A 26,663-nucleotide genomic window follows, 5' to 3' on the forward strand; every position below is an offset into this window, starting at 1 on the left:
TTCCAGTTCTGTAGAGGGACTTTCACTGTTGGACGGGCGAGCACGCCGAAGTGGACCAATCCACGGCTCCTCGCGCGAACAGCCCAACCCCAACCCCAGCCCCGACCTCGACAGCGCGGCATACGACGAGCGCTTCGCGCGCGATCTGATCGACCAGGGCACGACTCTTCGTCGCTTCGCAGCCGCGATGACACGATCACCGGCCGATACCGACGATCTGGTGCAGGACGTCCTCGAACGCGCGTGGCGCAACCGGAGAACGTTTCGATCCGAATCGGCGCTCACGACGTGGCTCTACCGGATCACGATCAACCTGCCCGCGATGTGGCCGCACGCGCGGAGACTCAGCGCACAGAACCATCGGGCACGGGCGACATCGATGTACCGATCAGCGACCTCGAGCACCCCGAGACGGTGGCGCAGGCGCTCAGCGATCGATCCACGGTGCGAGCGGCGCTGGCGACGTTGACCGTCGAGGATCGAATGGTCCTGGCATTACCACGACGGCGAGGGCTGGACGGCGACACAGATCGGTGCGGTCGGCGCGCTCACCACCGCAGCGGTGTACAAGCGCATCCACCGTGCACGGGTGAAGCTGCTACGCGCCCTCGACGACGGTCCCGCACACCCGCGAAACGACTCCCAGGCGTGCCGGAGCACACTCGCAGCGGCATCGGACTACCTGGACGGGCGTCTCGATGTCGACGCGTCGGCCCGCATCGATACGCACCTGCGGCAGTGTCGCCGCTGCCCACCCATCGCACAGGCCCTGATCGCTATCAAGACCGCACTCGGCCTGCGGCCGTGGACCAGCGCGGTACCCGAACAGTTCGTGTACGACGTCGCCCACTTGGGCGGACCCCCGCCCGCCGCGATGACCGGTCATCCCCGACACCCGGAATCGGATACCCCATAGGGTATATTGGGGGAGTAATTCGTCGACCGAGGGAGAGACTCATGTGCAGGGCTGTCACGTGCAAGAAGTGCGGAAAAACGACGTGGGCGGGATGTGGTCAACACGTCGATCAGGTGATGCGGGGCGTTCCGGCGTCCAATCGCTGCAAGGGGCACGACTCCGATCCGAAGTCACCGGGATTGCTCTCCCGCATGTTCTCCAAGAAGTAGATCGCGGTCCGCAGCCCTGGTCCTGCAAGGGCTGCGACACGAGTCGTAGTTCTTCGCGATCTCGGTGTCGCGGTCTCGCCCGTCGCGGCGTCGACCGGTCAGACCGCGCATGCGCAGGTCCGCATCGTAGTGAACGAACAGCCCCCACCCGATCAGGTGCAACAGCACGACCACACTTGCCATCGCCAGCAAGCTGGGCTTCGTCGCGGGAAAATCGATGTCGCGCAGGCACACTCACGTCGATCACCGGCACAGCCAGCCGTCCGGCGGGCAGCGGTGGGAGGTCGTGATCGACGTCTCCGACCCTGGAGTGGCAACGATGTATTACAGGGCCATGGAGGCCTGGACGGTGACGTAGACGGCCACGACGAGCAACAGGGCTGCGAAGCTACGGGTGAGTGTGGTGGCAGAGACTCTGTCGCTGATGACTTTTCCTGCGAACGAGCCTGCAATTGCCGCGAGGGTGAACGGTACGACGATCTCCCACGGGATGGTGGCACCCGTGCCGAGGCGTTCGGTGAAGGCTCCCGCGCTGGTGATGGAGATGATCACCAGTGACGTTCCGACCGCGACGGGCATCGAGTAACCCAGTGCCAGAACCAGGGCGGGGACGATGAGGAATCCGCCGCCCACTCCCAGAAACCCGGTGAGGAAGCCGACGACGAGCGCGGAGGCGACCAGCTTGACTACCTGGGAAGTGGTGATCTTCACTTTCGTGGGCTTGGTGGCGACCGCGACGGCACCCGGGCGTGTTCCCGCGGTCTCGGCCGGGTTCGGTGTCGGTAGGTCGACATCGTGTCCGCGCCGGGTGCGGCGCAGCATCGCACCGGCGGCGACGATCATCAGTGCCGCGAACGCGAGCAGCAAGATCTGCGGGTCGACCGATCGGTTGAGGATCGATCCACCGAAGGCGGCGCCCGAGCCCAGAATTCCGAACACTGCCGCTGCCCGCCACCGAACGTGCCGTGCTCGCGCATGGCTGATGGCCGCGATGATCGAGGTGATTCCGACGATGATCAGCGAGGCGCTCGTTGCCGATTGCGGTTCGACCGCCAGGAGATACACCAGGGCAGGAACAGTCAGTATCGATCCCCCACCACCGAGCGCGCCGAGGGAAAGACCGATGAGAATCCCTGCGGCAACTGCGCTCGCCAGGGTGGCGACCATGTCAGATCACTGCGCCGGGGGTGCCGTCATCACGGACCACAGGGCGGCCGTCTTCGTGCCACGCTTTCATTCCGCCCGACAGATTGTGCGCTGTGCGACCGGCATCGGTGAGGGCCGCGACAGCTTTGCTCGACCGAGCGCCCGAGCGGCACACCACGACCAATTTCTGCTCAGGAGGGTAGGCAGCAGGATCGAGATCGCCGAGGCGTACATGGACGGCGTCCGGGGCGTGTCCGGCTGCCCATTCGTCGTCCTCGCGGACATCGATCAGGGTGGCTCCCGATTCGGCGATCAGTGCGTGTGCGGCGGCCGGATCGGCTTCCGGTGGTGCTTCAGTCATGAAGAACGCTCCTTGGATCAGTGGGTGCTTACAGGGCGTGCAGCGGCGTGGCCGGCACGAAGCGATAGCCGTCGCTCGGTGAAAACGTGGCCGAGACGGTGAACCGATCTCCTCGAATCACTGTGTGCCGCAACTCCACCGGCCGGGAATTCATGCAACCCAAGCGGCGGATCGACAGCGCGGCGGTCTTCGAGTCGAGTTCGAGTGCTGCCGCATCCTCCGGATCCGGGACGACGGCAGTGACGTCCTCGCGGCCACCGGTCAGGCGGATGCCGCAGCGTTTCTCGAGCTCGATGTAGAGAGCCGTGTGAGTGAAGTCCGCATCCAGGAGGTCGCGTGCCAGATCCCCCGGCAACCAGGCATGGTCGAGCGCCAACGGCATGGTCCCTGCCATACGGATGCGCTCCAGGTAGAGCAGCGGAGCCTTGGGACCGATTTGCAAGGTAGCGGCCACCGCGGGGTCGGTCCGCAGTTCGAGTGCACGCACCACGCTGTGCTGGGCAACACCCGTGGCTTCCACGGCAGCAAAGAGACTGTAGAGCGCACCGAGTGGTTGCTCGATCACCGGCGGAGCCGCCAACCGAGAAGGCCGGCCACGCTCTGCAATCAAGATTCCTTCGTTCCGCAGGTGCCGCAGGGCCTCGCGGGTGGTGTGACGGCTCACCCCGTAGCTCGTCGTCAACGCATGCTCGCCCGGGAACTCGGAGCCGGCGAATTCGTCGTCACCGATTCGGCGGACCAGATCGGCATGCAGTTGCGCCCACAGCGGCATCGCACTGGAGCGGTCGAGCGCGGCGCTGCGATCGGGTTCAACCATCAGAGGCTCTCCTGTCGATCTGTGTCGGAATCCGAATTCGAGCCGCCGGCTGCTGGCCCTCGGGGTCACTGTACAACAAATGTACGTACATCCGTACGGACGTGAGTGATACTCTCTACGCGTCGAAGCTATGTCGACCGAGGATCTCTGGGACCGCAGCTCCCCGTCCCCGAGAAACCATCCGTCGGCGTCGCCGACACGCAACGAGACAACGCTCGCATCGAGAAAGTCGTCGCGGAGAACGAGCGCCTGGTGAAGATCTCACCGAACTTGGTGAATCCGTCCGCGTAGCGAGCGTCATCACGTCGCTTCCCAGTCGGTCCCGGATCAGGCGAGTCGGTGCCGGATCAGGAGTGTCTCCCGAGGTCTGCTCTACCGTCGGTGGCGCGGCGAGCCGACAGGGCGAGCACCGGACCGAACCGGGGCGGACTGTACGACCGCCTCCGATTCGGGCGGGTTCGATCAGACTGTTTCGAGGTTGCGCGCGGCCCAGGCGGCGTAGCTGCCCTCGAGTTCGACAACTCGGTAGCCGGCGCGGCGCAGGGCGCTGGCTGCGACCGCGTTACGGACGCCGCTCTGGCAATAGGTCACGATCGGACCGCCCGTGGGCAGTCCGTCGAGGTTCCACAGCAATCGGCCACCGCTGAGCTGTTCGGAGCCAGGTATGTGGCCGTCGGCGTGTTCGGTTTTGTTACGCACGTCCAGCACCATTGCTGGGTCGAACGAATCCAGCTCGTCCGCACCGATCGTCTCGGGTGTCATCATGGGGAGTCCTCGTAGACTTGTGACGTACCCGGTCACCGTATCGATACCGACCCGCAGCAGGTGATCACGTAGCTCGTCGGCGACGGCGCGGTCCTCGGCGAGCACCACCAGTGGAGTGTCCTCTCGCTCGGGGTCGTAGACCCAGGCACCGAACGAGGCTGCTTTGCCGATGCCGGGGATGTTGAGCGCTCCGGGGACAGCGCCGGCGTGCACCTCATCTTGGCCGCGGGTGTCGAGGAGGACGACCTCGTCGGAGTCGAGGGCGCGTGCCAATTCGGTGGAGTCGTACTCGCGCAAGGGAGAGAGTGGCCCGAGAACGACCGGGCCCTGCTTGTTCTGACGCTTCATCCGGCCGAAGTATGCGTGTGCATCCGGTTGGCCGTCGAGCATCTCATCGACGAAGCCCTGCTCGTCGTCGCGCTCGACATACCCGGCCCACCAAGCGAAACGACGTTCGTAGCCGACGCTGGTCGACGGCAACGCACCGAGAGCTTTTCCGCAGGCACTGCCCGAACCGTGACCCGGAAAGACCTGGATATGATCCGGCTGCGTGACGAACGACCGCTTCAGACTGCGGAAGATCTGTTTGGCACCCTCGAAACGGGTGTCGACACCGTCGGCAGCTTCGTCGAGCAGGTCCGGGCGGCCGAGATCACCGGCAAAGACGAAGTCGCCCGTCAACATGTATCCCGGAGCATCGGCGAAGGCACCGTCGGTCACCAGGAACGAGAGATGCTCCGGGGTATGACCGGGCGTGTGAACGGCTTGCACGGTGATGTTGCCCAGAGCCAGCGTGTCGCCATCGTGGAGGCGTTCGGCCTCGAAGCCGTACTGCCAGTCGTCGCCACCCTCTCCTGAGACGTAGGTGACCGCCCCGGTGGCCTTGGCCAGCTCGCGAGTGCCGGACAAATAGTCGGCATGGATGTGGGTCTCGGTCACGGCGGTGATGGTCATGCCATGTCGATCGGCCAGGTCCAGATACACACCGATGTCGCGGCGGGCGTCGACCACCACTGCCTCTCCCTTGGCCTGGCAGCCGATGAAATATCCGGCTTGGGCGAGGTCTTCGTCGTAGATGCGTTCGAGAAGCATCGAAATCTCCTTGTCGATCGTGGCGGCGTTCGTAGGGGCGTCAAGAATTCATGGTACCCCGTGGGGTATTTCCAGGAGGTTCTGTGCGGCGAGGTGCACGGTTCCGATTCCTGCGGGGTGGAGGTGGAGTGGGCGGCATTCCACCGGGCGACCAGGGGCATCGCAACCGACTGATCCAGCGAGGCGCAACGACTCACAGCGACACCGCAGTGGTTGCCGACCATCACGTCCTCCTCAGCCGTCCGGCACTCGCCGACTCGGGGCGGACCAGGAAATTTCATTCGTCCCGAGTGTGGCGTTTGTCGGAATTGGCGACTAGCCTCATCCATAATGTACGTACATCCGTACGATCAATCAAGGAGAGGGCGTCGTACACCTCGGCACGTGCACTTGCACCACCTGCTCGAACGCCGGAATGACCTTCCAGCACGACTGCTTTGGATGCAGTGCACCTGGCCTCAATGACCACCAATGTCGTGACCACACGGCTCGCGCCCACACCGACGTCGAGCTGAACCACCCGGCACCAACCGAAATCGAGACAGCGCTCACCGAGCTCGTGTCTCGAACAGGAGGACCACATGTCCGCGCACACCATCGACCACAAAGTCGCGATCATCGGCGGAGGCAACGCCGGTATTTCGCTCGCAGCACGTCTGCGGCGAGCAGGAATGACCGACATCGGCATCATCGAGCCGGCAGAGACCCACTATTACCAACCTTTGTGGACGCTCGTCGGTGGAGGCTGCGCCCCGGCCGCAGAGAGTGCGCGCACCGAGGCGTCGGTGATGCCCCAGGGCGTCGGCTGGATCAAGGATCGAGCCGAGGGGGTCGACCCCGATGCCCAGACGGTCAGCACCTCCTCGGGAACTACGATCCATTACGACCACCTGGTGGTGTGTCCCGGCATCCAGCTCGACTGGGATTCGGTGCCCGGCATGGCCGAATCGATCGACACCCCGCCGGTCTCGAGCAACTATCGCTACGATCTCGCACCCAAGACGTGGCAGATGATTCAGAAGATGCGGTCGGGCACTGCAGTGTTCACGATGCCGTCCGGGCCCATCAAATGCGCCGGCGCACCGCAGAAGATCGCCTACCTCGCCGCCGACTACTGGCGAGAGCAGGGCGTGCTCGATGCCATCCGAGTTGTCCTCGTCCTGCCCACACCCGGAATGTTCGGGGTACCGGTGTTCGCCGAGGAGCTCGAACGAGTCGTGGCGCGCTACGGCATCGAGGTGCGCAAGAACAGCGAAGTCACCGCCGTCGACCCGGACGGTCGATCGGTGACGATCACCGACAACAGTGCAGGTACCACCGACGAGCTACCCTACGACCTGCTCCACGTCGTACCGCGCCAATCCGCACCGGACTGGCTCAAGGCCAGCCCCATAGCGGACCCCGACAATCCCGCCGGATACGTCCAGATCGACAAGAACACACTGCGTCACAACAGATTCGACAACATCTTCGCCCTCGGTGACGCCGGATCGTCACCGAATTCCAAGACCGGTGCCGCCATCCGCAAGCAAGCACCCGTGGTCGCCGAGAACCTGCAGGCGAGCATCGCCGGCCGCCCACTGACCGCACAGTACGGCGGGTACGCCTCCTGCCCCTTGACCACCTCTCGCAAGACGATGCTTCTGGCCGAGTTCGATTACACGATGCAGCCGGCGCCCTCGATACCGCTGATCGACACCACACACGAACGCCGCGACATGTGGTTCCTCAAGAGACGCGGACTGCCGGCGTTGTACTGGAAAGCCATTCTCACCGGCCGAGCGTGAACGGTCGACCCCCGCACAGTTACGACCGCGAAGGCGACCTGAGCCACTACCGGTCGGTGTTCGAGGCCATCGAACGACGCGTGATACCGGAGGTGGTGATCACCCGGCTCACCCCGTATCTGCTCGTTCTGGTGTCGGCGGCCGTGCTCTGAGTGGTGCTTCCGCACACCGGCGGCGCACACGGGTACGACGTTCTTCTGCGCACCGCACACGCCGACGCGGAATCAGCGGGCGTGTTGGCGACACTGTTCACCGCATTCACTCTCACGTTCACCGTCGTAGCGGCCTCGATCGCGCGTCTGGTTCGGCGTTTTCGGTGGGCTGCTCTGGCTTTGGCGGGCAACGGTGTCACCACGGTGTTCGGTGTGCTCGCGATCTGGGCTCGGCAGTCACTGGCACCGACCGGGACGGTGGCGGGTCCATCGATCGGCCTGTATCTGGGCGCGGTGGCAGCCCTGCTGTCCACCGTTCTCTGGGCTCGTGTGGTGTTCACCCGCCCACCCGAGCAGCCCGGTCCAGCGCGCAGGAGCTGACACTTCGCGGATCCGATCACCCCCGTGCATCGACACGGGGTGATCGGGCCGTTGTCAGGCGAGGGCGAGAAAGAGCTTCTCGAGCTCCGCTTCGCTCATCTTCTCCCCTGTTTCCGCCCCGGTGATGCACTCACGAAGTCCGGTGGCGACGATCTTGAAGCCTGCCCGGTCGAGAGCCTTCGACACCGCGGCCAGCTGGGTGACGACGTCCTTGCAGTCACGGCCGCTCTCGATCATCGAGATCACTCCTGCGAGCTGACCCTGCGCACGCCGCAGACGATTCAGTACCAACGCGATGCTTTCGGTGTCACCGGTCATGTCGTTCAGTCCTTCGTTCGATGAAACTCCAGGTTACCCCTAGGGGTAACGGTGGTCGTGGTGGCCGACGCCGGACGGTATCGGCCACCACTATGGTGAGCATCTCGACTGTGTGAGCGTCTCAGCTGTGCGAGAAGCCGATCTTGGGTAGTACTGCTCGTAGCCACGTGGGTGACCACCATGCGGCGTGGCCGGTCAGGCGCAGGAGCACCGGCAGCAGGATCAGTCGAATGAGTACGGCGTCCAGCAGTACGGCGACGCCGAGGATGATGCCCATCTCCTTGGGTGGCAGTGGTTCGGCGAGCGCGAACGAGAAGAACACCGCGATCATCACCGCTGCCGCCGCGAAGATCACTCGTCCCGAATGCGCCATTCCGTCGACCTGAGAACCGTGCGGATCACCGGTGTTCTCGTAGTGTTCCTTGACGCTCGACAGCAGAAACACCGTGTAGTCCATAGCGATTGCGAAGATCATCGCGAAGAAGAACACCGGGCCCCAACCGTTGAGGAATCCCTGCGGGGTGAATCCGAGCAACGACGCCCCGTGACCGTCTTGGAAGATCAGCTTCGCCACACCGAATGCTGCGCCGGTGGACAGCAGGCTGACCACGGTCCCCAGCAGGGCGATCAGCGGTGCCTGCAGCGCGATCAGCAGCAGCAGAAATCCGAGCACGAGGATCACCGACACCACGATCGGCAGGTACTCGTTCAACGCGGTCTGTAGGTCCAGGTTCTCCGCGGGTGCACCGCCGACGATCGCTCCCTCGGGCAGCTCGGCGCGCAAGGCGTCGAGTGTGGTCTCGAGTGCGGGGTCCGACGGGTCCACGTTCGGGATGGCCTGCAGCATGACGTAATCGGATCCGTCCATGGCGGGCATGGGCGGCGTCACCATCGACACACCGTCCACGCCTGCCGCAATCTGTGCGGTCTGCTCCGCCTCCGCCGTGGGGGCGATGATCTGCAGCATGCCTGGTGCACCTTCACCCATCTGTGCCTGCACCAATTCGTAGCCCTGCCGGACCGGAGCGTCCTCGGGCACAACCGAAATGGACGGCATGGCAACCTTCAGGCCCAGTGCCGGAATCGACAGCGCCACCAGAATCAACAGCGAGCCGATGGCGAACGGCCACGGATGCTTGTGCAGCAACTGACCCCAGGACGCGAATTTCGGCGAGCGGTGCACCTGCCGCTTCGCGTACGGGAGGGAGCCTGCATTGACCTTGGGCCCGAGCTTGCCCAGCACTGCGGGAAGCAGTGTGAGGGTGGCAGCGAGAACGAACACCACCGCCAGCATGATGCCCACGGCCATCGTGCGCACCGCAGGTGCAGGTACCAGAAGTACAGCGGACAGGCTGATCAGCACGGTCAGTCCGGACAGCAGGACCGCTTTGCCTGCCGTGTCCATCGTTTCGGCCACCGCACGCCGTGAGTCGATCCGTCCGGCGTCGATGGTCTTGCGGAGCGCATCCCGGAATCGTCCCGCGGATGCGACCAGACCGGCCAACGTCAACAGCAAGGGCAGACCTGCCGCGACGAGTAAGGTCTGGTTCTGCTCAACGAAATCACACCCATCTCGGTGTGGGCCATGAACTTTGCGATGATGTTCGCCCTGGCGCTCGGTATCGACTACGCGCTCTTCCTCGTCGTCCCGGCGAGGGATCCGAACACCGACGGGGCGAACGCTCCCAATCCGATGATGACCACGAGCCACGCGGTGACCACCCACTTGAAGTTGCCTGCCATGCGCGCACCGAAGCGCGCCAACGGCCCGCCGGTGATCGCTGGCGGCGAGCTGTCGGCTGAACTCTCGTCGGTTCGAACGTCCGTGGAACTCACATCATGTCCTTACTGGTCGGGAAGATGGAGGAACCGTAACACAGTACCCCCAGGGGTATGCTGGTATCATCGCATCTACCCCCTAGGGTATGTACGGACGACCGCACCACACGCAGAGAAGCGAGGATCTACCGCATGTCATGCACCGACACCCTCACCGGCCCCGGCGGACCGAGTATCGAACGCGCAGTCCCCGCGCTGGCGGGCACCATGGTCCTTGCCAGCCTCGCCGCCGGTTCCCTTCACGACCGCCGCTGGCATGTCCTGACAGCATTCGTCGGCGGGAATCTGCTGCTGTATTCCGCAGTCGGATGGTGCCCGGCCAGCGTGTTGATGAAGCGGCTGGGGATGCGTCAGAGCGCAGTGACCCCGACCCGGTGAACCGCAACAGGACCCGCCCTGCGCCGTGGCAGTGAGTCGGCTACGCCTTCGGCCGCACTCTGCCCTCGACCATGACGGACTGGGTGGCCAACGACATTACGGGCGATCACGCCGTGGCTCGGCACCTGATCCGCGGCCAGGTTCCGTTTCTTCCCATCTACGCCGTGTTCATGTTCTTTCCGGGTGAACTGTGGTTGCGTGGCGCCATGGTGCTCCTAGCGGTCCTGCTCTCGCTGTTCTTCACCGCCTCCTACATGGAAGAGAATCGGCAACGACGCCTCGTGCGACACGAGCAGAAACTCGATGACCCGGACGTCCGTCGACGCGCTACGCGTGGTCATCGTCCTGAAATAAGCGCATGCTGGACACGTCCACCCGCGCGCAGTCAGGCGACGGTCAGATAGATCAACGCGACATGGAGTGCGACGACGATTCCCGCGATGAGCCATGCCGCGTATGCCGTGATCCGGTGATTGACATCACTGCCCATCAGGATGCGGTCCGAGGTGAACCGCACCAAGGGAATCAACGCGAACGGAATACCGAACGACAGCACGACCTGTGAGACGACCAGTGCCCGACTGGGGTCGACCCCCGCGGCCAGAATTGCCAGTGCGGGAACAAGTGTCACCAGTCGTCGCACCAGAATCGGAATGCGCTTACGTAGTAGGCCGTCCATGATCATCGCGCCGGCGTATGCCCCGACCGATGTCGATGCAAGGCCCGAGGCCAGCAGGCCCACCGCGAACAGCAGCGCTACCACCGGCCCCAGAGTGTCTCCTACTGCTGTATGGGCTCCTTCGATGGAATCGACGCCCTCGCGGCCCCCCAGCGTCGAGGCCGCCAACAGCAGCATCGACATGTTCACTGCACCGGCCAGCAGCATCACCAACCCGACATCGATCCGGGTGATCCGCAACAACCGCTGCCGGACAGGCCCTGCCTCGGGGTGTCCGTGCCGGTCACGTGCAAGGCCGGAGTGCAGATAGACCGCGTGCGGCATGATCGTCGCACCGAGCATCGCGGCGGCTATTAACACGCTTTCCGCGCCGTCGAACCGCGGAATCAACCCGGCGGCGGCCTCGGTGAACGATGGCGGTTCCACGACGACGCTGGCAAGAAATCCGATGGCGATGACACCGAGTAGCCCGAGAATCACGAACTCGAACGGGCGCTGTCCGCGTCGATCCTGAACCATCAGCAAGATCATCGATACGGCTCCGGTGATGAGGCCGCCGATCAGGAGCGGCAGGTCGAAGAGCAAGTAGAGGGCGATCGCACCGCCGACGATCTCTGCGAGGTCGGTCGCCATGGCGACCACTTCTGCTTGCCCCCAATATGCCAGTCGCACCCTCTTGCTCGACTTCTCGCGGACCACTTCGGGCAGTGTCATTCCGGTGACGATGCCGAGTTTGGCGGAGAGGAACTGCACGAGACCGGCCATCACGTTCGCGGCGACGATCACCCAGACCAGCAGGTACCCGAACTGCGCGCCGGCGCTGACGTTGGAGGCGACATTGCCGGGGTCGACGTAGGCGATCGCGGCGACGAAAGCGGGTCCGAGCAGAACGAGGCCAGACCGAAACCTCGAGGGCGGCCGAGACGATCGGCGGTGCAGCACAGACATGACCACACCCTCCGGCACCAACAATATGTCAGAACCCTGAAAATATAGTTCGGACACCCGAACAATGCAATGCGGCGTGGCGGTTCGGCGACATCTCGATCAGATGGGCAGGACCACTGCACTGACGAATTCGTTGCGGATCCAGGCGATGAACAACCCCCACACCCCGGTCAGCAGCGCCACGCCGACGGCGATCATGATGACACCGCCCGCCACCTTGATCCTCTGAGAGTTCCTCCGAAGCCACCCCACACCGCGCATCGCCGAACTCGAACCGAACGCAAGAACGACGAACGGTAGGCCGAGTCCCAGGCAGTACGCGACGATGAGAGTGACCCCGCGGGCTGCGGTTGCACCTTCGGTGCCTGCCGCCACGGACAGCACGCCGGCAAGGGTCGGACCCAGGCACGGCGTCCAGCCGAGCGCGAACACCCCACCGAGCAGCGGCGCTCCAGCGAGGGACGAGATCTGCCGGGGTGCGAATCGGGTGTCGCGTTGCAGTGCGGGTATCAACCCGATGAACGCCGCACCCATGATGATCGTGATGACCCCGCCGACGCGTTGGAGTACTTGCTCGTTGATGCGCAAGGTGCCGATGACTCCGAAGACCGAGGCTGTGGCGAGGACGAAGACGATGGTGAACCCGGCGACGAACAACGACGCTGCACCGGCCACACGCCAGCGATTCACGAGCCCCGTCGACGACGTGCCGGCGGTCGCGGTGCTGGGTGCCCGGGCATCGGCTGACTGAGCCTCGCAGGCCGATTGGGTGCCGCGGGCTGATTGGGCGTCGGCGCCGGCGATGCCTGCCAGGTAGGACAGGTATCCCGGCACCAACGGCACCACGCACGGGGAGGCGAACGAGACCAACCCGGCGAGCATGCATGCCGCGATCGCCAGCAGTAGGGGCCCGCTCGATGCCGCGTTCTGGAACGTCGACCCGATGTCTTGGGCGAGAAGAGTCGTCATTCCGCGGCTACCCGTTCGACGACGGGAAGGAGGTCTTCGGTGAGCAGGGCTCGCATGAAGACCGCGGCCACCCGGTGCTGGCGATCGAGTACCAGCGTCGAGGGAATGACGCTGGTCGGATAGTTCCCGCCGAGGGCGATCAGCGTCCGCATCGAGGGGTCGTAGATCGAAGGGTAAGTGACGTTGTTGTCGACCATGAAGTCCTGCGCTTTGTCCTTCTGCGGATCTCGGACATTGATACCGAGGAACTGCACACCGCGCTCGCGGGTGGCCTCGTAGGCCTCTTCGAGGTCGTCGGCTTCGCCGCGGCAGGGGCCACACCATTGACCCCAGAGATTGATCACGACGACCTTTCCGTCGTAGTCCGCCAGAGCGGTCGTCTTGCCCTCCTCCATCAGATCGGGGCCGGCGAGCTCGCCTATGGTTCCGCGTGTTTCGGGAGGGTCGTAGACGATGTCGGTTCGGCCACCGGGCGCGACGAAGTCGAAGCTCCCGCCGGACGGTGCAGCGTCGGCACCAGCGGAGCATCCGGAGATCAGTAGGACGGCAAGAATCGATCCGATTGCCGCGGTGGGCGTGCCGCCTTGTCGTCGAGTACCGACCCACACGGGTAGGAAACGTGTCATGAGGTGAAATCCTTTATTGCAATGCGGATCTGGTCTGTCGTCTCGAACACCGCGGGGTCGGTGACGCGCTCGATCGTTCCGTCCGGGCGGACGAGAAAGCTCAGGGGAAGGACCGGCGGTGCCGAGAGCGCGTCCTGGACGCGACCGCCGTCGATGTAGTTCGGATAGCTCAGGCCCAGTTGCGTGACCAGCGCGGCCGCGTCCGAGGGTCGGTCCTCGACGTTGATTCCGATGACTGGGATCGCGTCGGGTTCTGCGGCGTAGGCATCGACTACGGGCATCTCGGTGCGGCACGGGCCGCACCAGGATGCCCACAGGTTGATCAGCGTCACCTCGCTGCCGAGAACGTCGGCGAGATCGACATCGTCGGCACTGCCGATGCAGCGCGCCATCACTCTTGCCAGCGGCCCGCCTTCGTCTGGTACCGGCTGCGGACACAGCGGTAGTGCTGTTGCTCGTGCCGCGTCATCCGGCGGGCGGGACAGTGTGGGTTCGGGTCCGACCGGCGCGACATTGTTGGCGATGGCCTCGGACGGGCCGCCTTCGACGCCACCGGTGCGGGGCCACAGTGCGACGATCGATGCAACGACAACGACAAGCATGACGATCGACCAGCCGCGCGTCATCGCCGTGACCTTCTTTCTCGAGAGATCGGCAGAGGGGCGACCGGTACGTCGCGGTTCATAGGAGCGTGGACCAGTACGACCAGAAACGCTGTGCGATCAGGGCGATGAGGACGAGAAACCACACGGTCAGCGGAATCGAGTGATTGCGAATCACCGAATCAAGCCATAGCCGAAACCCTTGCCGAAGAGCGGTTTTCGACCTGGCGCGGTCGAGGTTGCGCAGCGTGACATACCAGAATATCGGGACGGTGACCGCCCACACCGCCATGCAGTACGGGCACAGCGCGCCGATGTCGTAGAGGCTCTGCACGATCAGCCAGTGCACGAAGCCCGCGGCAGCAGTGACACCGACCTGCAGTGCACTCCAGAACCACTGCGCGAACACGGCTCCGGCGAGCAGGGCGGCACCCACTGCCGCCACGACGGCGAAGCCCGCGATCCCGAGAAGGGAATTGGGAAATCCGAACGCAGACGCCTGCGGGGTGTCCATCACCGATCCGCAGTTGAGTACTGGATTGATACTGCAGGTCGGGGCGTAGGCGGGATCGAGCGCAAGGGCGAACTTCTCTACCGTGAGTACGAACGCGGCGGCAAGTCCGATCACGCCTCCTACCAGCAGCAGCCAGGGCAGGCTTCGGGCGAACGGTCCGCTGCGTCGGGTGAGAGCGGCTGCGCGGTCAGCCGAGTGCAGCGTCGAGGGCATCGGTGAGGTCTCCGTAGGTGGTGGGTTCGATCTTGGTGCCGTTGAGGAAGAACGTCGGGGTGCCCTGGACGCCGAGCGCGATCCCGTCGGCGACGTCGGCGTCGATGCGTTCGAGCGTCGCAGGGTCGGTGTAGGCGGCATCGAAGGCGCTCATGTCGAGCCCTTGCTCGACGGCGAAGCTCCGGAACAACTCGTCCTGCGGAACCTGCTGTTCGCCCCACTGCGCCTGCGTCTCGTACATGCGCTGATACATGTCCTCGAAGCCGCCCTGCTGAGCTGCGGCTTCGACGGCGCGTGCGGCGCGTTCGGCATTGAAGTGCGAGGCGATGGGAAAGTAGCGGGCCACGAAGCTCACCCGGTCGCCGTACTCTTCACGCAATTGTTCGATCGCCGGGTAGGCAGACCGGCAGGCCTCGCACTCGAAGTCGAGGAACTCCACGAACGTGACCCGGCCGTCGGGCACCGAGTTCAACCGATGACTGTTCTCACGCACCGCGATCGAGGCAGGGTCGGCGGCGGCCTGCTCCGCGGCGGCAGCATCTGGCGTGCCCGATCGGTCCACCACCAGAAATACGACCAACGCGGCGGCGAACACGACCACCAGGGACAAGGAAATCTTCAACGCTCGGCTCATGCAGGTACCTTCTCGATTCGTTCCGGGTCTCGCGCAGTTGTTCCACCGCCGGGTCCCCAGCGTCTTCCTCGGTCGCCGCCGATGCCCCGGAATTGTTCGAGATCCAGAAAACGAACGACACGAGGGCTACCGCGAGAGCAGCGAACAGAACAATCGAGACCTTGACGGACCGGCACACCCATTTCACCGGACGATGCGTGAAGCGTAGGCGTGAGCCTGAAGTAGAAATACTACGACCCATAGTAGTTGGGCATCGGGCCCGTTCGCCGCAGGACGTGTCACCTTCATCCCGCCCCTGTCGGCCAAATCGTCCACAAACGATCATAATGCCACAAAGTGCTATCATCGGTGCATGACAGTCAATAGGGATGGGTGCCTGCTCGGCGGTACCACGTCGGCTCTCGATGCGGCAGTGGCGTTGTTCCACAGCCTTTCCGATGCGACACGGTTGGCTATCGTGCGCCGTCTCGCCGGCGGGGAATCACGTGTAGCAGACCTGGTGAGCGAGCTGGGGCTGGCCCAGTCGACGGTATCGGCGCACATGGCGTGCCTACGGGACTGCGGATTGGTCGTCGGTCGCCCCCAGGGCCGGCAGGTGTTCTACTCCCTCGTCCGGCCGGAACTGTTGGACCTGCTCGCTTCGGCCGAGACCCTCCTCGCCGTCACGGGGAACGCGGTGGCACTCTGCCCGGTTTACGGTACCGATTCCGCCGACGCGGCGGTGACCGGATGAGCGACGCATGCGGCTGCGGCCACGACGAGCCCCGCCCGGGCGACGACGACGAGCAGGAACCCGACAGGTTGTGGCAGATCACCGAGATCCGGGCCGCCGCACTGGCCGGTGTATTGCTGGCGGCAGGGCTGATCGTCGGTTGGATCGACGGTCCCGAGTCTGTGGCCGTGGTGCTCGAGTCGGTCGCGTTGATCGTCGCCGGCTACACCTTCGTCCCGTCGACCCTTCAGCGTCTCGCCCGCGGCAAGATCGGCGTCGGCACCCTGATGACCATCGCGGCGGTCGGTGCCGTGATCCTTGGTGAGGTCGGCGAGGCCGCGATGCTCGCGTTCTTGTTCGCGATCAGCGAGGGCCTCGAGGAGTACGCGGTCGCCCGCACCCGGCGCGGTCTGCGGGCGCTGCTGTCCCTGGTACCCGACACCGCCACAGTCCGACGAGATGGTCGAGAACAGGTGGTGTCGCCGACCGAGTTGATGCTCGGCGAGATCATGATCGTCAAGCCCGGCGAGCGCATCGCCACCGACGGCACCATCTGCACCGGCACCACCGCGCTCGACACCTCGGCGATCACCGGCGAATCGGTGCCCGTCGAGGCAGGGCCCGGCGACGGAGTGTTCGCCGGGTCCATCAACGGGACCGGCGTACTCGAAGTCGAGGTCTCCGCGAGCGCCGAGGACAACTCGCTCGCCAAGATCGTCCGGATCGTCGAGGCCGAGCAGTCCCGCAAGGGCGAGGCGCAGCGACTGGCCGACACGATCGCCAAACCCCTGGTGCCCGCGATCATGGTCGCCGCTGCCCTCATCGCCGCTGTGGGCAGCCTGCTCGGCGACCCACGGATATGGATCGAACGCGCACTGGTCGTCCTCGTCGCCGCCTCACCGTGCGCTTTGGCCATCGCCGTCCCGGTCACCGTCGTCGCTGCGATCGGTGCCGCCAGCAAACTCGGAGTACTGGTCAAAGGCGGCGCAGCGCTCGAAGCTCTGGGCCGGGTCCGAGGCATCGCGCTGGACAAGACCGGCACCCTGACCCGCAACAAGCCGGTCGTCACCGACGTTGCCACCGTGAACGGCGCGACCCGCGAACAGGTCCTCGCGGTGGCCGCAGCGCTCGAGGTGCGCAGCGAGCACCCCCTGGCCGCCGCGATCCTCGCCGCCGTCGACGACCACACCCCTGCCGAGGACGTCGAGTCCATCACCGGCGCCGGCCTCACCGGCCGCCTGCGCGGTTCCGACATCCGGCTTGGACGGCCGGGCTGGATCGAGCCCGGCCCTCTGGCGGCGGAGGTAACACGGATGCAGCACGCAGGAGCCACCGCTGTGCTCATCGAGCAGGACGGCCGAACCCTCGGCGCGATCGCGGTCCGCGACGAACTGCGACCCGAAGCCGCAGAGGTCGTCGCCGGTCTCCGCCGTGACGGATACCACGTCGCGATGCTGACCGGGGACAACGAACGCACCGCCCGAGCGTTGGCCGCCGATGTCGGCATCGACGAGGTCCATGCGGACCTGCGACCGGAGGACAAGGCAGCCATCATCGGCGACCTGAAGGTCCGACGGTCGACCGCGATGGTCGGCGACGGTGTCAACGACGCCCCCGCACTGGCCACCGCCGACCTCGGTATCGCCATGGGCGCCATGGGAACCGACGTGGCCATCGAGACCGCCGACGTCGCCCTGATGGGCGAGGACCTCCGTCATCTGCCACACGCCTTGGCCCACGCCCGCCGATCTCGGCGCATCATGCTGCAGAACGTCGGGCTGTCTCTGGCGATCATCACCGTGCTGATGCCGCTCGCCCTGTTCGGGATTCTGGGACTGGCAGCAGTGGTCCTGGTGCACGAACTTGCCGAGATCGTGGTCATCGCCAACGGAGTCCGGGCAGGCCGCGCCCACCCCCTGTCCACCGGACCGGCACCCGCATCGGCCCCGACGGCAGCCGAGGCCCGCATATGAGCGCCGACGCAGCCCTGGGCATCTCGGCGCCACGGTCCCGGCGGACCCTGTCGATCGTCGCCGTCGTACTCATCGGCGTCGCACTTGCGGGCGACCCCGTCGCCCGCCGCGCACTCTCAGACGGCCGCATCGTCGAGCTAGGCGTGCTGCAACTGAAGTTGGCCTACAACAGTGGTGTCGCCTTCAGCGTCGGGAACGGGCTGCCGCCGTGGGTGCTCATCGCGGTGACCGCCACCATCACCGCCGCCATTGCCGTGTACGCATGGCGCACTGTCCCCACCGGCTCACTGGCGGGGACTGTGGGACTGTCGGCGATTGTCGCCGGCGCCGCCGCCAACGTCATCGACCGCACTGTCGACGGTCGCGTCACGGACTACTTCCACACCGGCTGGTGGCCCACCTTCAATCTCGCCGACACCTACCTCACCTGTGGTGTCGTACTGGTCATCGGCTCCATGCTCTGGGAGGAAGCGACCCACACTCGTACCGCACACGCGCAGGAAAAAATCCGGATGACCGCCTCGCGGCCTCGCAGCCAATCCACCTCTACCGCGGTCCAGCCCTCCGGACACGACGTTCGGCCGCACCGCCGTGGCCGCTCGGTGCGGGAGTGATCACCACCATCGCCGCGGCGGTCGCGATGTTCGCCGGCACCAACATCGACGACATCGTCGTGTTGACCGTGCTGTTCGTCGCCTCCGCCAGCCAGGGGCGGCCGCGGGGATGGCAGATTGTCACCGGCCAGTACCTCGGCCTGATCACCCTCGTCGCGATCAGTGTCGTCGCTGCTCTGGGATTGGTGATCGTCCCGGAGGACTGGGTCGGGTTACTGGGGTTGCTGCCCCTGTCGTTGGGTGTCTGGGGCCTGATCCGCGGCCTGCGCAGCGGCGACGAGGACGAGCCCCCGGTGGTGGCAACAGGAATGGTCGGTGTCGCCGCCATCACCATCGCCAACGGAGCCGACAACATCGCCGTCTATACCCCGGTCTTCCGCACGCTCGGTGCGCCACAGACCGCGGTCACCATCGCCGTGTTCCTGATCTGCGTCGGAATCTGGTGCTACGCAGGCAGACTGTTGGGCACTCGAAGAAAGGTCGTCGACACTCTCGAACGGGTCGAGCACTGGCTCGTACCCGTGGTGTTCATCGTCCTGGGTGCGATCATCCTGCTCGAATCCGGTGTCCTCGGCCGGCTCATCGTCGCCTCGTCATGACCGACGTCTGTTCGCCCGGCAACTCCAGCGGCTCACTGCGGAACCGAACCCGGCTCACGTCCGGGTACGCCTAGCGGGGGTGCGGCGCGGCCACGTCGATGTCGACGAGCCGGCGCAGCAGATCATCGATGCGGTCCTCGACCTCGTCGAGTCGAGCACCCATGTCCGACAGTCGCTGGTGGGCGTCCCGGCGGGCCGCGGTTCCCCGGACGTAGTAGCCGTGGTCGAGAACAACGTCGTCCCACGCCGAAGGGACGACCGTGGTGTCGCGGTCAGCGCCCGGTTCGGTGATGCGTCCGGGGTGAGTGGGCGACTGTCCTGTCAGGTGCGCTCGCGTCAGCGCGGACGCCGACCTGCGGGTCAGCGAGTCCGGCGCCCAGGGGGTGTGGCCCCAGCGGTCGATGCGCACCAGGAGCGGGTCGTTCGCGTGCGCCGCCGGGACTGCGTCGTTCGAGTTGCTGCTGCTCGACGAGGCAGGCGTGCGGTTCGGGGCGAGGGCGGCGGCCACCATGCGCGTGGTCGCAGCTGCGTCGAGGAGCGACTGGACCTGCGCCCACCGCCGATGGATCGCGACCGGGTCGTGTCCGGGTCGATCGCCGAAGAGGTGTGCCGCAATGCGGTGGTCGCCGGAGACGACGAGGTCCGAGTTCTCCACGCCAATATCGCCGCGCCGCAAGGCTGTCATCTCGGTGGGCGTCATCCCGGACGCGAGAAGAGTCAATATCATCGCGTCTCGGCGTCCGAACATCCCGTGGGGCCACCCGTGAGTCGGAATGGTCTCGATGATCGACGTTGCCGCCCCACGGACATGCGCTGTGCGGTCGCGGCGTCGCTCGTTCACCGCGAGCCGCGTCGTCACCGTGTGCCCGGGTTCGGCCAACCCGCTGCGTCGGTGGACGCTGTCGATGTCGGCGACTCGGCGGCGTTGCGTGGACAACGTGGACGGGTGGGCGTCGAGGAACTCGGTGAGCGTGGCCGGATCGGCCGGCAGGGCCGAATGCTCGGTGGCGGCACACCAGTCGCGGAACAACGCCCACGTCGGCGATCCGGACAGGTCGCGACCCGCCCTGTCGGGCGCGTCTTCCGCTGTTCCGCCCTCGGCGCTCACAAGCCCAGCCTGGTCACGGCGTTGCCGATCAGGGGTGCGTTCTCCCGGGCGTAAATCTCGACCATGCCGGGGGTGGCGTGACCGGTCTGGCGCATAATGGCGTGGGCATCGGCCCCGTTGCGGAACGCCTGGGTGACGAATCCCGCGCGCAGCGAGTGCCCACCCAATTGGGCGACCGCGTGTTCGTCGTAGCCGGCGTCGGCGGCGCGCCGCCGGATCGCAGCGTGGACCGCGGCGCCGGACAGCGCCGTCGCCGAGAGGTTGCCGTTCTTGCGGATGGACCGGAACAGCGGCGCTCGACCATTCGGGGTGGGCAACGGACCTCGGCACATGTGCTCGTCGAATCCGGTTGCGCGGGTGAGCAATCGAATGAGAGCCACCCGTCCACCCGCATCGAACACGGCAACGACCTGCAGCCACCGGAGCCACGCGCACACCGGGCACGTGCGGTGGTGGTCGGTGAACGGCAACGCCTTCACCACCCCCGACCCCTCCTGGTCGGTCTTCGAGCGCCTGATCCGCACATGGGTGCCGTCGAGGCGGTCACGCCGAACATCGCGGCATTCGAGGGCGACGAGTTCGCTGCGCCGGAACGCCCCGGCGTAGCCCATCAACAGCAGCGCGGAGTCGCGTCGCTCCAACACCTCCGAGGCCCACCCGTCCGCGCTGCGGCGGGCGTGATCGACGATGACGGTGATGTCCGCGGTCACCAGCGGTGCGCGCGGGTTCCGGGGTCGATCCCCCGCCGCGGCGTAGTCACGTCGGATCCCGGCGAGGGTGGCCCGCACCATCTCGTGGCCGCACGGGCTATCGCATCCGGCGCTTCGGTGCCGATCGGCGATCGCGGCGACCCACTTCCCCAGCGTCGCGGGCGCGTACACGCGCGTTCCGTCCGCGGTGATCATGTCGGCGGCGTCGACGAGGTACGCCGCGACGGTGGCGGGGTGCGCCGGCAGTGAACGGTGGCCGGCGCGTGCGCACCAGCTCTCGAAGCGTCGCCACGCCGAGGAGTAGGCGCGGCGGGTCCCCGCTGACCGCGCCGACGCCATCGACCGTTCGATACGCGCGGCGACGTCGGTCGTCAGGTCCGGAAATACCGCCGCACCACGGACCGGGACTGAGATTCGTCATCTGGATGTCAGTGGGTGACCTGGGGATTCGTCACTCGTGTCAGTAGAGCTCGTCACGAAATGTCAGTAAACCACTGGTCAAGGACCGGTTCCGCGCGCGTGCGCGGGAGCTCGGAATCCTTCGGGGAACCCCTGTGGAGATGTCAGTAGGGACGCGTCACTACTGACAATTCGGCTCCTGGCCAGATTCTCTGGGGCCGGAGCCATGCCGCGACGTTCAGGCCTTGCCCTGAGCCGGTTGGGTGGCGAATTGGGCGATCGCTTCGAGACCCGGCCGGTACCAGCCGCTCGATGTCCTCGGCCGCGATCAGAATGTCAGAAGACCACTGCACTCACCCACAAATCGCCAGCAAAAAGTGCCGCCGTCTTCTGAAACTGACAAAACCGCCGCAAAGCACTCAAACCCACAACGTCGAACTCCCAGTCCGCAACGTGCCGTTTAACCCGCCCGCAAAAAAGCCCGGTGAAGGTCCGGAAACCGCTACACTGGACTCGTGAGAATCGGCTACGCGCGTGTGTCCACCGCGCAGCAGGACCTGACCGCACAGATCGACGGACTCGGCGCGCTCGGTGTCGAGTCCGACAATGTCTACACCGACCACGGCCTAACCGGCCGCAATCGCCAGCGCCCCGGGCTCGAATCGGCGATCCGTGCCGTTCGAGCCGGCGACATCCTGGTGGTCACCAAACTCGACCGTCTGGCTCGCAGCATCCGCGACGCCCACGAGATCGCCGACGAGCTGGCTGCCAAGAACGTCGTGCTGGCTATCGGCAATAGCGCCTACGACCCAGCCGATCCGTTCGGCAAGCTCATGTTCAACACCTTGGCTATGATCGCCGAGTTCGAGAGCGACCTGATCCGGATGCTTATCTATACGCAGCGGGCCTCTGTGAGTGACGTGGGGTTGCGACTCGCGGCCTGAGGTGACTCACGGATATCCCTCACCGTGTGAGTGACGTGGGTTAGCTTTCCCTTGTGGGCGGGCCTTTCGTGGTCGAGAAGGCGATCCGGCCTGTCGATGGCAAGGTCACGTGGTTAGTTCTCGACGACGACCTGGAACCTGTCGATCAGGTGACTCAATTCGCTTTGTATCTCGACGGAGGCGGGGCGAGCGTCAATACCCTTCGGGCATACATCCCGAGGGTCGGCCGGTTCTTCAATTGGTGCCACATTCAGGGCGTGGAGTGGTCGAATATCACTCTGCCGCAACTGATTCTGTACAAGCGCGGACTCGAAGCGGGGCAAAATCGGACCGGCAAGCTGAGAGCCGGCAAGACGGTGAACGCGCATTTGACGGCGATCATCGAGTTCCTGCGTTACTGCGCGCGAGTCGGTTTGATCGATTCTGTGATCGTCGATCGGTTTGTCGAGGTCAAGCATCTGCGCTTTCTGCCCGATGGAATGGCGCAGCAGGAGGACGGCTCACACCGGGTGGTCAAGGCGAAGGTGATCAAGGCCAAGGAGGTGACCCGCCCGCCGGAGTCGCTGGCCGAGGACGAGGTCACCGCACTTCTCACGGCGACGACCAACATAAGAGATTTCTTCCTGATCCAACTGATGGTGGAGACCGGACTGCGGGTCGGTGAGGTCCTCGGTCTGCACCGTGAGGACCTTCATTTTCTGCCGGATTCCCGCGTGTTGGGTTGCGCGGTCGTCGGCGCCCACCTGCACGTACGACGGCGGGTCAACGACAACGACGCGCTCGCCAAGAGCCACTATCCGCGCAGTGTCCCGGTCGGGTCGGCCGTGGTTGAAACCTACCGGGACTACCAGTACGAGCGGGATCGGTTCGTCCCACGCAGCCGCTCGGATTATGTGTTCGTCAACCTCTACGCAGGCAACGACCGAGACACCGCCATGAAGTACCAGAACACACGAAAGTGTCTGAAGCGGGTCGCGAAACGGGCGGGAGTCGAGGCCCGATTGCATATGTTGCGGCACACAGCAGGCACCGCGTGGGTGAGATCGGGTGCCCCGATCGATGTCGTGCAAAAGCTGCTGGGGCATCAAAGCCCGGTATCGACCGCGAAATACCTGCACCCGTGCGAAGCGCAGATGCGTGAGGCGGTCTACACGGTCGAACGTCTCCGGCTCGAAAGGACCAGGGTGCCATGACAGCAGCAGGTCCCGCCCGCAATCGACCCGTCGATCCCGGCGATCGGTGGCGAACCTTCCTTACCCAACGGCTGGAGCCAGGTTGGCGCCTGGGTGAATGGAACCCGAATACGCTGATCTTCACGGGCGATCCGCACAACCCGAAGACCTTCGTGTATCTGTGCGCCAACCCGGACTGCAGGAATCCGAACGGGGTCCGAAACACGGTGTGCGCGTTCTGTGTTGCGAAGCGCAAGCCACGCAGCCGGTCCGTGGCGCGCCGATTCCATGACAGTCCGTTCGATCCCTGCGTCGTCGTCGACGACGACGAGAAGCGGTGCGAGCGTCCCCGATATTCCGGCACCGGTTTGTGCTTCACCCACAACTCCCGGTTCGACTACGCGAACAAAGTCGGTGAGATCGGTCTGGCCGAGTTCCTCACCACCGCAGAGCCATTGGGTTCGCTGGCAGCGTGCGCAGTGTCGGGGTGTCGTCATCAGGTGTTGTATGAGGCCACACCGCTGTGCTCGACGCACCACCATCAGTACCGGGCCCGGACCGAGAACGGCGGATCACCGATCGGTCGCCTCGAGTTCGCTGCGCAAGCGTTGCCGCTGATCCATTCACACGAGTTCACCCTCGTCGGTTGCAGCGAGACGGTCATCGCGGAGCTGTTGTGGATTCTGCAGGAACGTGACCGTCGCGGCTTCGGCATCAGCATCCTTCGTATGCGCAATCTCGTGAAGGCCGCGCGGGGGGCGGACACCCTGTTCGAGGTCACGGCGTCGCATGAGCATTCGGCGAAGTTCTTGCGGATGACGATGCCGCTGCTGCAGTCGCAGCGGTCACTGTCGGAGGGAACCGATGCGACCGTGTCGGATCGGTGGGGACCCGATGTGCTGGAACGATTTCCCAGTGTCCAGCGCACGCGCAGCCGCAACATCGTCATCGACTGGTCGGATGTCGGATGCGATTGGCTGCGACGGCTCGGCAAGACCTGGGCCACCGAAACGCTGCCCACGTACGAGAATCTCCGCCCAACGCTGCGGGCGTTGACGTGGGCGTCGCTGGCACTCGAGACGAGCCGCGCATTCACCGATCCCACACGGGCGGGACGTGGCGACATTGCGGCCATCGTCGGGTACTGCCGCCGGCAGACCACCAGTGAGGGCACACCCTTCAATAGTGACTACTCGGAGCGCAGACTGTGGGATCTGAAGGGAATACTGGCGTTCTGCCGGTCCGCCGGGCACATGGACGACGTCCCCGGCAGCTTCGTCCTCACGACAGCTCATCTGCGGGGCAGGCCCGAGAGTCGACGCCGAGACGACGACGACCCCGGTAAGGCGTTACCCGACGTGGTAGTCGACATCCTGGACAAGAACATGGACCTGCTGCGTCCGTCGATGTCGGCGCAATACCGCATCGAAGGTTGGTCGAACGACGACTACGCATTGATGCGGCAGACGGTCTATCAGCTGCTGCGCGACACCGGAAGACGCCCCGGTGAGATCACCGCACTGCGCCGTGACTGCCTCGACTCCGACAACGCGGGGGACCCCGTGTTGATCTACACCAATTCCAAGGCCAACCGGCTCAACCGGAGATTACACATCACTGCGAACACCGCGGAGGTGGTGAGGATCTGGCGGGCGAAAGTCTCATCTCTGCGACCCGATCGCGACACCGCGTATCTGTTTCCGCAGCTGCACCGGTCGGAACCGCAGTCCGACAACCATTTCAAGGCCCAGGCGTTCGGGACCATCTTCGGCGCGTGGGTCGACTCGATCCCCGAGTTGGAGGCCCTGCTTCGCACGCCGTCGAGCCCCGAGGGTGTCATCGACCGGCGCGACGTGATCGCCTACTCGCTACGTCACACCTATGCGCAGCGTCATGCCGACGCCGGTACGCCCGTCGACGTGCTTGCCGCGTTGCTCGACCATCGCAACGTCGCCGTCACGCAGGGGTACTACCGGGTCGGGCCCAAACGCAAACGAGAGGCGATCGAACGAGTAGGTGCCCTCGTGATGGATCGTCGCGGGTCGCTGCGCCCTGCCGTGGATCAGGTCGAATACGAACGACGGTCGGTATCCACGCTCCTCGGTGGCTGTGTGGAACCGTCGAACGTGAAATCGGGTGGTAAATCTTGTCCGATCCGATTCCAGTGCGGCGGCTGTGACCATTACCGGCCGGACCCGTCCTACATTCCCGAGATCGAGCAAGAGATCCGCAAGATCAAGGCCGACATTATGGAGGCGCAGCTGTGTGCCGCCCCACCAGTGGTGGACAACCTTCGCTACAACCTGGCGATGTTCGAATCCATCCTGGCCAAGATGACCGCGAACCTCGCCCAACTCGACCCGCACGAACGGGCAGGGCTCGACGCCGCGATCGGCACCATCCGCTCTGCCCGGGAACGTCATCGAAAGGCGTTGCCCCTCTTCGTTACTCACTCCGGTGCGGGCGACATCGATGCCTGACTCGCGTACGGACAAGCTGATCGCGGCCCGGCAACAGGTCAGCCGAGACAAGCACGAACGCACTCTGACCACTCTGCATCGGTTGCTGCAGTCGGGGGCGCGGATCAGTTTCGCAGGTGTCGCGCGGGAAGCCGGCGTGTCCACCTGGCTGCTCTACAACAGTCCCGAACTCAAACAGGCGATCCACAGCGGGATGCAACGACACCCACAACCCGAGCCACCGACGTCGTCGCGCGGACAGTCTCACGCCGCGCCGGACGGGCTGCGGACCGACCTCGAGCTCGCCCGACACGAGATCGCCGTCCTGCGCCGATCCGAACGCAAACTGCGTGACCGACTGCAACGAACCTTGGGTGCCGAAATCGAGCAGATCGACCGCTCCGAACTCGTTGCACGCATCGCAGACCTCGAGACGGCCATCGCGACATTGCGCACCGACAATGCCGACCTCGCTGCGGCCAACGCAAGCCTCACCAGGCTCAACGCCGAACAACACGACAATCTCGAGACCGCGAACATTTTGCTTCGCCGCTACATGAAAGAGGCCAGCCGATCCCAGTGCGACCCGAGCTAGACCGAGATGGCGGGGTGCGCATGACTCGGGCG

Annotated in this window: 27 protein-coding genes and 5 pseudogenes; 16 read left to right on the forward strand and 16 right to left on the reverse strand. The window is 65.1% G+C overall.

The annotated features are described in order from the left end of the window. The first annotated feature begins 28 nt into the window (after nt 1-28). Complete coding sequence (locus tag ACHIRB_RS05945; RefSeq protein WP_395124828.1) at nt 29-469, forward strand: RNA polymerase sigma factor; 441 nt, start codon at nt 29-31, stop codon at nt 467-469. Between the two features lie 120 nt (nt 470-589). Beyond that, nucleotides 590-916, forward strand: coding sequence for a zf-HC2 domain-containing protein (locus ACHIRB_RS05950; RefSeq protein ID WP_395124827.1), 327 nt, complete (start codon nt 590-592; stop codon nt 914-916). Nucleotides 917-1,086: 170 nt separating this feature from the next. On the opposite strand, the gene ACHIRB_RS05955 is transcribed toward ACHIRB_RS05950, so the two are convergent. From ACHIRB_RS05955 to ACHIRB_RS05975, 5 genes are all read right to left on the reverse strand, one after another. Next, entirely contained in the window at nt 1,087-1,308 is a 222-nt protein-coding gene (locus tag ACHIRB_RS05955; RefSeq protein ID WP_395124863.1) for a hypothetical protein, read from the reverse strand. Nucleotides 1,309-1,449: 141 nt separating this feature from the next. Then, nucleotides 1,450-2,292 carry a sulfite exporter TauE/SafE family protein gene (locus tag ACHIRB_RS05960; RefSeq protein WP_068575082.1) on the reverse strand — a complete coding sequence of 281 codons (843 nt, stop codon included), beginning with the start codon at nt 2,290-2,292 and terminating at the stop codon, nt 1,450-1,452. 1 nt (nt 2,293) lies between these two features. Beyond that, nucleotides 2,294-2,632, reverse strand: a complete 339-nt coding sequence (locus ACHIRB_RS05965; protein WP_082778229.1) for a rhodanese-like domain-containing protein — start codon at nt 2,630-2,632, stop codon at nt 2,294-2,296. A 28-nt stretch (nt 2,633-2,660) separates the two neighbouring features. Beyond that, nucleotides 2,661-3,449, reverse strand: coding sequence for a GntR family transcriptional regulator (locus ACHIRB_RS05970; RefSeq protein ID WP_068575081.1), 789 nt, complete (start codon nt 3,447-3,449; stop codon nt 2,661-2,663). 462 nt (nt 3,450-3,911) lie between these two features. After that, complete coding sequence (locus ACHIRB_RS05975; protein ID WP_395124826.1) at nt 3,912-5,306, reverse strand: rhodanese-like domain-containing protein; 1,395 nt, start codon at nt 5,304-5,306, stop codon at nt 3,912-3,914. A 581-nt stretch (nt 5,307-5,887) separates the two neighbouring features. Between ACHIRB_RS05975 and ACHIRB_RS05980 the strand changes: the two genes are divergently transcribed. From ACHIRB_RS05980 to ACHIRB_RS05990, 3 genes are read left to right on the forward strand one after another with little or no spacing between them, the layout of a single operon-like run. Then, nucleotides 5,888-7,093, forward strand: a complete 1,206-nt coding sequence (locus tag ACHIRB_RS05980; protein WP_395124825.1) for an NAD(P)/FAD-dependent oxidoreductase — start codon at nt 5,888-5,890, stop codon at nt 7,091-7,093. Continuing rightward, entirely contained in the window at nt 7,090-7,245 is a 156-nt protein-coding gene (locus tag ACHIRB_RS05985) for a hypothetical protein (protein ID WP_395124824.1), read from the forward strand. The genes ACHIRB_RS05980 and ACHIRB_RS05985 overlap by 4 nt, the downstream gene beginning before the upstream one ends. 3 nt (nt 7,246-7,248) lie before the next feature. Beyond that, entirely contained in the window at nt 7,249-7,626 is a 378-nt protein-coding gene (locus tag ACHIRB_RS05990; protein ID WP_395124823.1) for an Rv2732c family membrane protein, read from the forward strand. A 54-nt stretch (nt 7,627-7,680) separates the two neighbouring features. Here ACHIRB_RS05990 and ACHIRB_RS05995 read toward each other — a convergent pair whose 3' ends face one another. Then, nucleotides 7,681-7,944: a metal-sensitive transcriptional regulator gene (locus tag ACHIRB_RS05995; protein ID WP_006898188.1), complete on the reverse strand. Its 264-nt coding sequence runs from the start codon at nt 7,942-7,944 to the stop codon at nt 7,681-7,683. A gap of 121 nt (nt 7,945-8,065) precedes the next feature. After that, nucleotides 8,066-9,481, reverse strand: a pseudogene (locus tag ACHIRB_RS06000) (MMPL family transporter); the annotation flags it as partial. A 3-nt stretch (nt 9,482-9,484) separates the two neighbouring features. Between ACHIRB_RS06000 and ACHIRB_RS06005 the strand changes: the two are divergent. Continuing rightward, a pseudogene (locus ACHIRB_RS06005) lies at nt 9,485-9,604 on the forward strand (MMPL family transporter); the annotation flags it as partial. Here ACHIRB_RS06005 and ACHIRB_RS06010 read toward each other — a convergent pair. Beyond that, entirely contained in the window at nt 9,571-9,780 is a 210-nt protein-coding gene (locus ACHIRB_RS06010) for a hypothetical protein (protein WP_395124822.1), read from the reverse strand. The pseudogene ACHIRB_RS06005 and the gene ACHIRB_RS06010 overlap by 34 nt on opposite strands. A gap of 135 nt (nt 9,781-9,915) precedes the next feature. Between ACHIRB_RS06010 and ACHIRB_RS06015 the strand changes: the two genes are divergently transcribed. Together ACHIRB_RS06015 and ACHIRB_RS06020 are read left to right on the forward strand one after the other, a co-directional pair. Further along, nucleotides 9,916-10,161, forward strand: coding sequence for a YgaP family membrane protein (locus ACHIRB_RS06015; protein WP_068575077.1), 246 nt, complete (start codon nt 9,916-9,918; stop codon nt 10,159-10,161). 50 nt (nt 10,162-10,211) lie between these two features. After that, nucleotides 10,212-10,565 (forward strand): annotated as a pseudogene (locus ACHIRB_RS06020) (DUF5313 family protein); the annotation flags it as partial. Here ACHIRB_RS06020 and ACHIRB_RS06025 read toward each other — a convergent pair. From ACHIRB_RS06025 to ACHIRB_RS06050, 6 genes are all read right to left on the reverse strand, one after another. Further along, entirely contained in the window at nt 10,547-11,788 is a 1,242-nt protein-coding gene (locus ACHIRB_RS06025) for an Nramp family divalent metal transporter (protein ID WP_068575339.1), read from the reverse strand. The pseudogene ACHIRB_RS06020 and the gene ACHIRB_RS06025 overlap by 19 nt on opposite strands. Nucleotides 11,789-11,887: 99 nt before the next feature. After that, the gene (locus ACHIRB_RS06030; RefSeq protein ID WP_068575076.1) at nt 11,888-12,757 is read right to left on the reverse strand and encodes a cytochrome c biogenesis CcdA family protein; all 870 of its coding nucleotides are present in this window, start codon (nt 12,755-12,757) and stop codon (nt 11,888-11,890) included. Then, nucleotides 12,754-13,383 carry a TlpA disulfide reductase family protein gene (locus tag ACHIRB_RS06035; protein ID WP_082778227.1) on the reverse strand — a complete coding sequence of 210 codons (630 nt, stop codon included), beginning with the start codon at nt 13,381-13,383 and terminating at the stop codon, nt 12,754-12,756. The genes ACHIRB_RS06030 and ACHIRB_RS06035 overlap by 4 nt, the downstream gene beginning before the upstream one ends. After that, on the reverse strand, nt 13,380-14,009 hold the full coding sequence (locus ACHIRB_RS06040) for a TlpA family protein disulfide reductase (RefSeq protein WP_068575075.1): 630 nt from the start codon (nt 14,007-14,009) through the stop codon (nt 13,380-13,382). Before ACHIRB_RS06040 ends, ACHIRB_RS06035 begins: the two co-directional genes overlap by 4 nt. A 55-nt stretch (nt 14,010-14,064) precedes the next feature. Then, a complete protein-coding gene (locus tag ACHIRB_RS06045) occupies nt 14,065-14,712 on the reverse strand; it encodes a vitamin K epoxide reductase family protein (protein ID WP_395124821.1) in 648 nt (215 codons plus the stop codon). After that, on the reverse strand, nt 14,687-15,346 hold the full coding sequence (locus ACHIRB_RS06050) for a DsbA family protein (protein WP_068575073.1): 660 nt from the start codon (nt 15,344-15,346) through the stop codon (nt 14,687-14,689). The genes ACHIRB_RS06045 and ACHIRB_RS06050 overlap by 26 nt, the downstream gene beginning before the upstream one ends. A gap of 352 nt (nt 15,347-15,698) precedes the next feature. On the opposite strand from ACHIRB_RS06050, the gene ACHIRB_RS06055 reads away from it, so the two are divergent. The 4 genes and pseudogenes from ACHIRB_RS06055 to ACHIRB_RS06070 all read left to right on the forward strand — a co-directional run bounded on the left by ACHIRB_RS06055 (nt 15,699) and on the right by ACHIRB_RS06070 (nt 19,244). Continuing rightward, complete coding sequence (locus tag ACHIRB_RS06055; RefSeq protein ID WP_395124820.1) at nt 15,699-16,079, forward strand: ArsR/SmtB family transcription factor; 381 nt, start codon at nt 15,699-15,701, stop codon at nt 16,077-16,079. Continuing rightward, nucleotides 16,076-18,031, forward strand: a complete 1,956-nt coding sequence (locus ACHIRB_RS06060; protein ID WP_395124819.1) for a heavy metal translocating P-type ATPase — start codon at nt 16,076-16,078, stop codon at nt 18,029-18,031. Before ACHIRB_RS06055 ends, ACHIRB_RS06060 begins: the two co-directional genes overlap by 4 nt. After that, nucleotides 18,028-18,507 (forward strand): annotated as a pseudogene (gene lspA, locus ACHIRB_RS06065) (signal peptidase II); the annotation flags it as partial. The gene ACHIRB_RS06060 and the pseudogene lspA, both read left to right, overlap by 4 nt. Nucleotides 18,508-18,641: 134 nt before the next feature. After that, nucleotides 18,642-19,244, forward strand: coding sequence for a cadmium resistance transporter (locus tag ACHIRB_RS06070; RefSeq protein ID WP_068575069.1), 603 nt, complete (start codon nt 18,642-18,644; stop codon nt 19,242-19,244). Nucleotides 19,245-19,314: 70 nt separating this feature from the next. On the opposite strand, the gene ACHIRB_RS06075 is transcribed toward ACHIRB_RS06070, so the two are convergent. After that, nucleotides 19,315-20,352 carry a hypothetical protein gene (locus ACHIRB_RS06075; protein ID WP_068575068.1) on the reverse strand — a complete coding sequence of 346 codons (1,038 nt, stop codon included), beginning with the start codon at nt 20,350-20,352 and terminating at the stop codon, nt 19,315-19,317. After that, nucleotides 20,349-21,476 carry a site-specific integrase gene (locus ACHIRB_RS06080; protein WP_395124857.1) on the reverse strand — a complete coding sequence of 376 codons (1,128 nt, stop codon included), beginning with the start codon at nt 21,474-21,476 and terminating at the stop codon, nt 20,349-20,351. Before ACHIRB_RS06080 ends, ACHIRB_RS06075 begins: the two co-directional genes overlap by 4 nt. 500 nt (nt 21,477-21,976) lie before the next feature. On the opposite strand from ACHIRB_RS06080, the pseudogene ACHIRB_RS06085 reads away from it, so the two are divergent. The 4 genes and pseudogenes from ACHIRB_RS06085 to ACHIRB_RS06100 all read left to right on the forward strand — a co-directional run. After that, nucleotides 21,977-22,345: pseudogene (locus ACHIRB_RS06085) on the forward strand (recombinase family protein); the annotation flags it as partial. Nucleotides 22,346-22,458: 113 nt separating this feature from the next. Beyond that, a complete protein-coding gene (locus ACHIRB_RS06090) occupies nt 22,459-23,598 on the forward strand; it encodes a tyrosine-type recombinase/integrase (RefSeq protein WP_395124818.1) in 1,140 nt (379 codons plus the stop codon). Continuing rightward, nucleotides 23,595-26,057, forward strand: coding sequence for a tyrosine-type recombinase/integrase (locus ACHIRB_RS06095; protein WP_395124817.1), 2,463 nt, complete (start codon nt 23,595-23,597; stop codon nt 26,055-26,057). The genes ACHIRB_RS06090 and ACHIRB_RS06095 overlap by 4 nt, the downstream gene beginning before the upstream one ends. Next, nucleotides 26,050-26,631: a DUF6262 family protein gene (locus ACHIRB_RS06100; protein ID WP_395124816.1), complete on the forward strand. Its 582-nt coding sequence runs from the start codon at nt 26,050-26,052 to the stop codon at nt 26,629-26,631. Before ACHIRB_RS06095 ends, ACHIRB_RS06100 begins: the two co-directional genes overlap by 8 nt. The last annotated feature ends 32 nt before the right edge of the window (nt 26,632-26,663 follow it).

This window comes from Antrihabitans spumae (assembly GCF_043944905.1).
Classification (GTDB): Bacteria; Actinomycetota; Actinomycetes; order Mycobacteriales; family Mycobacteriaceae; genus Antrihabitans; species Antrihabitans spumae.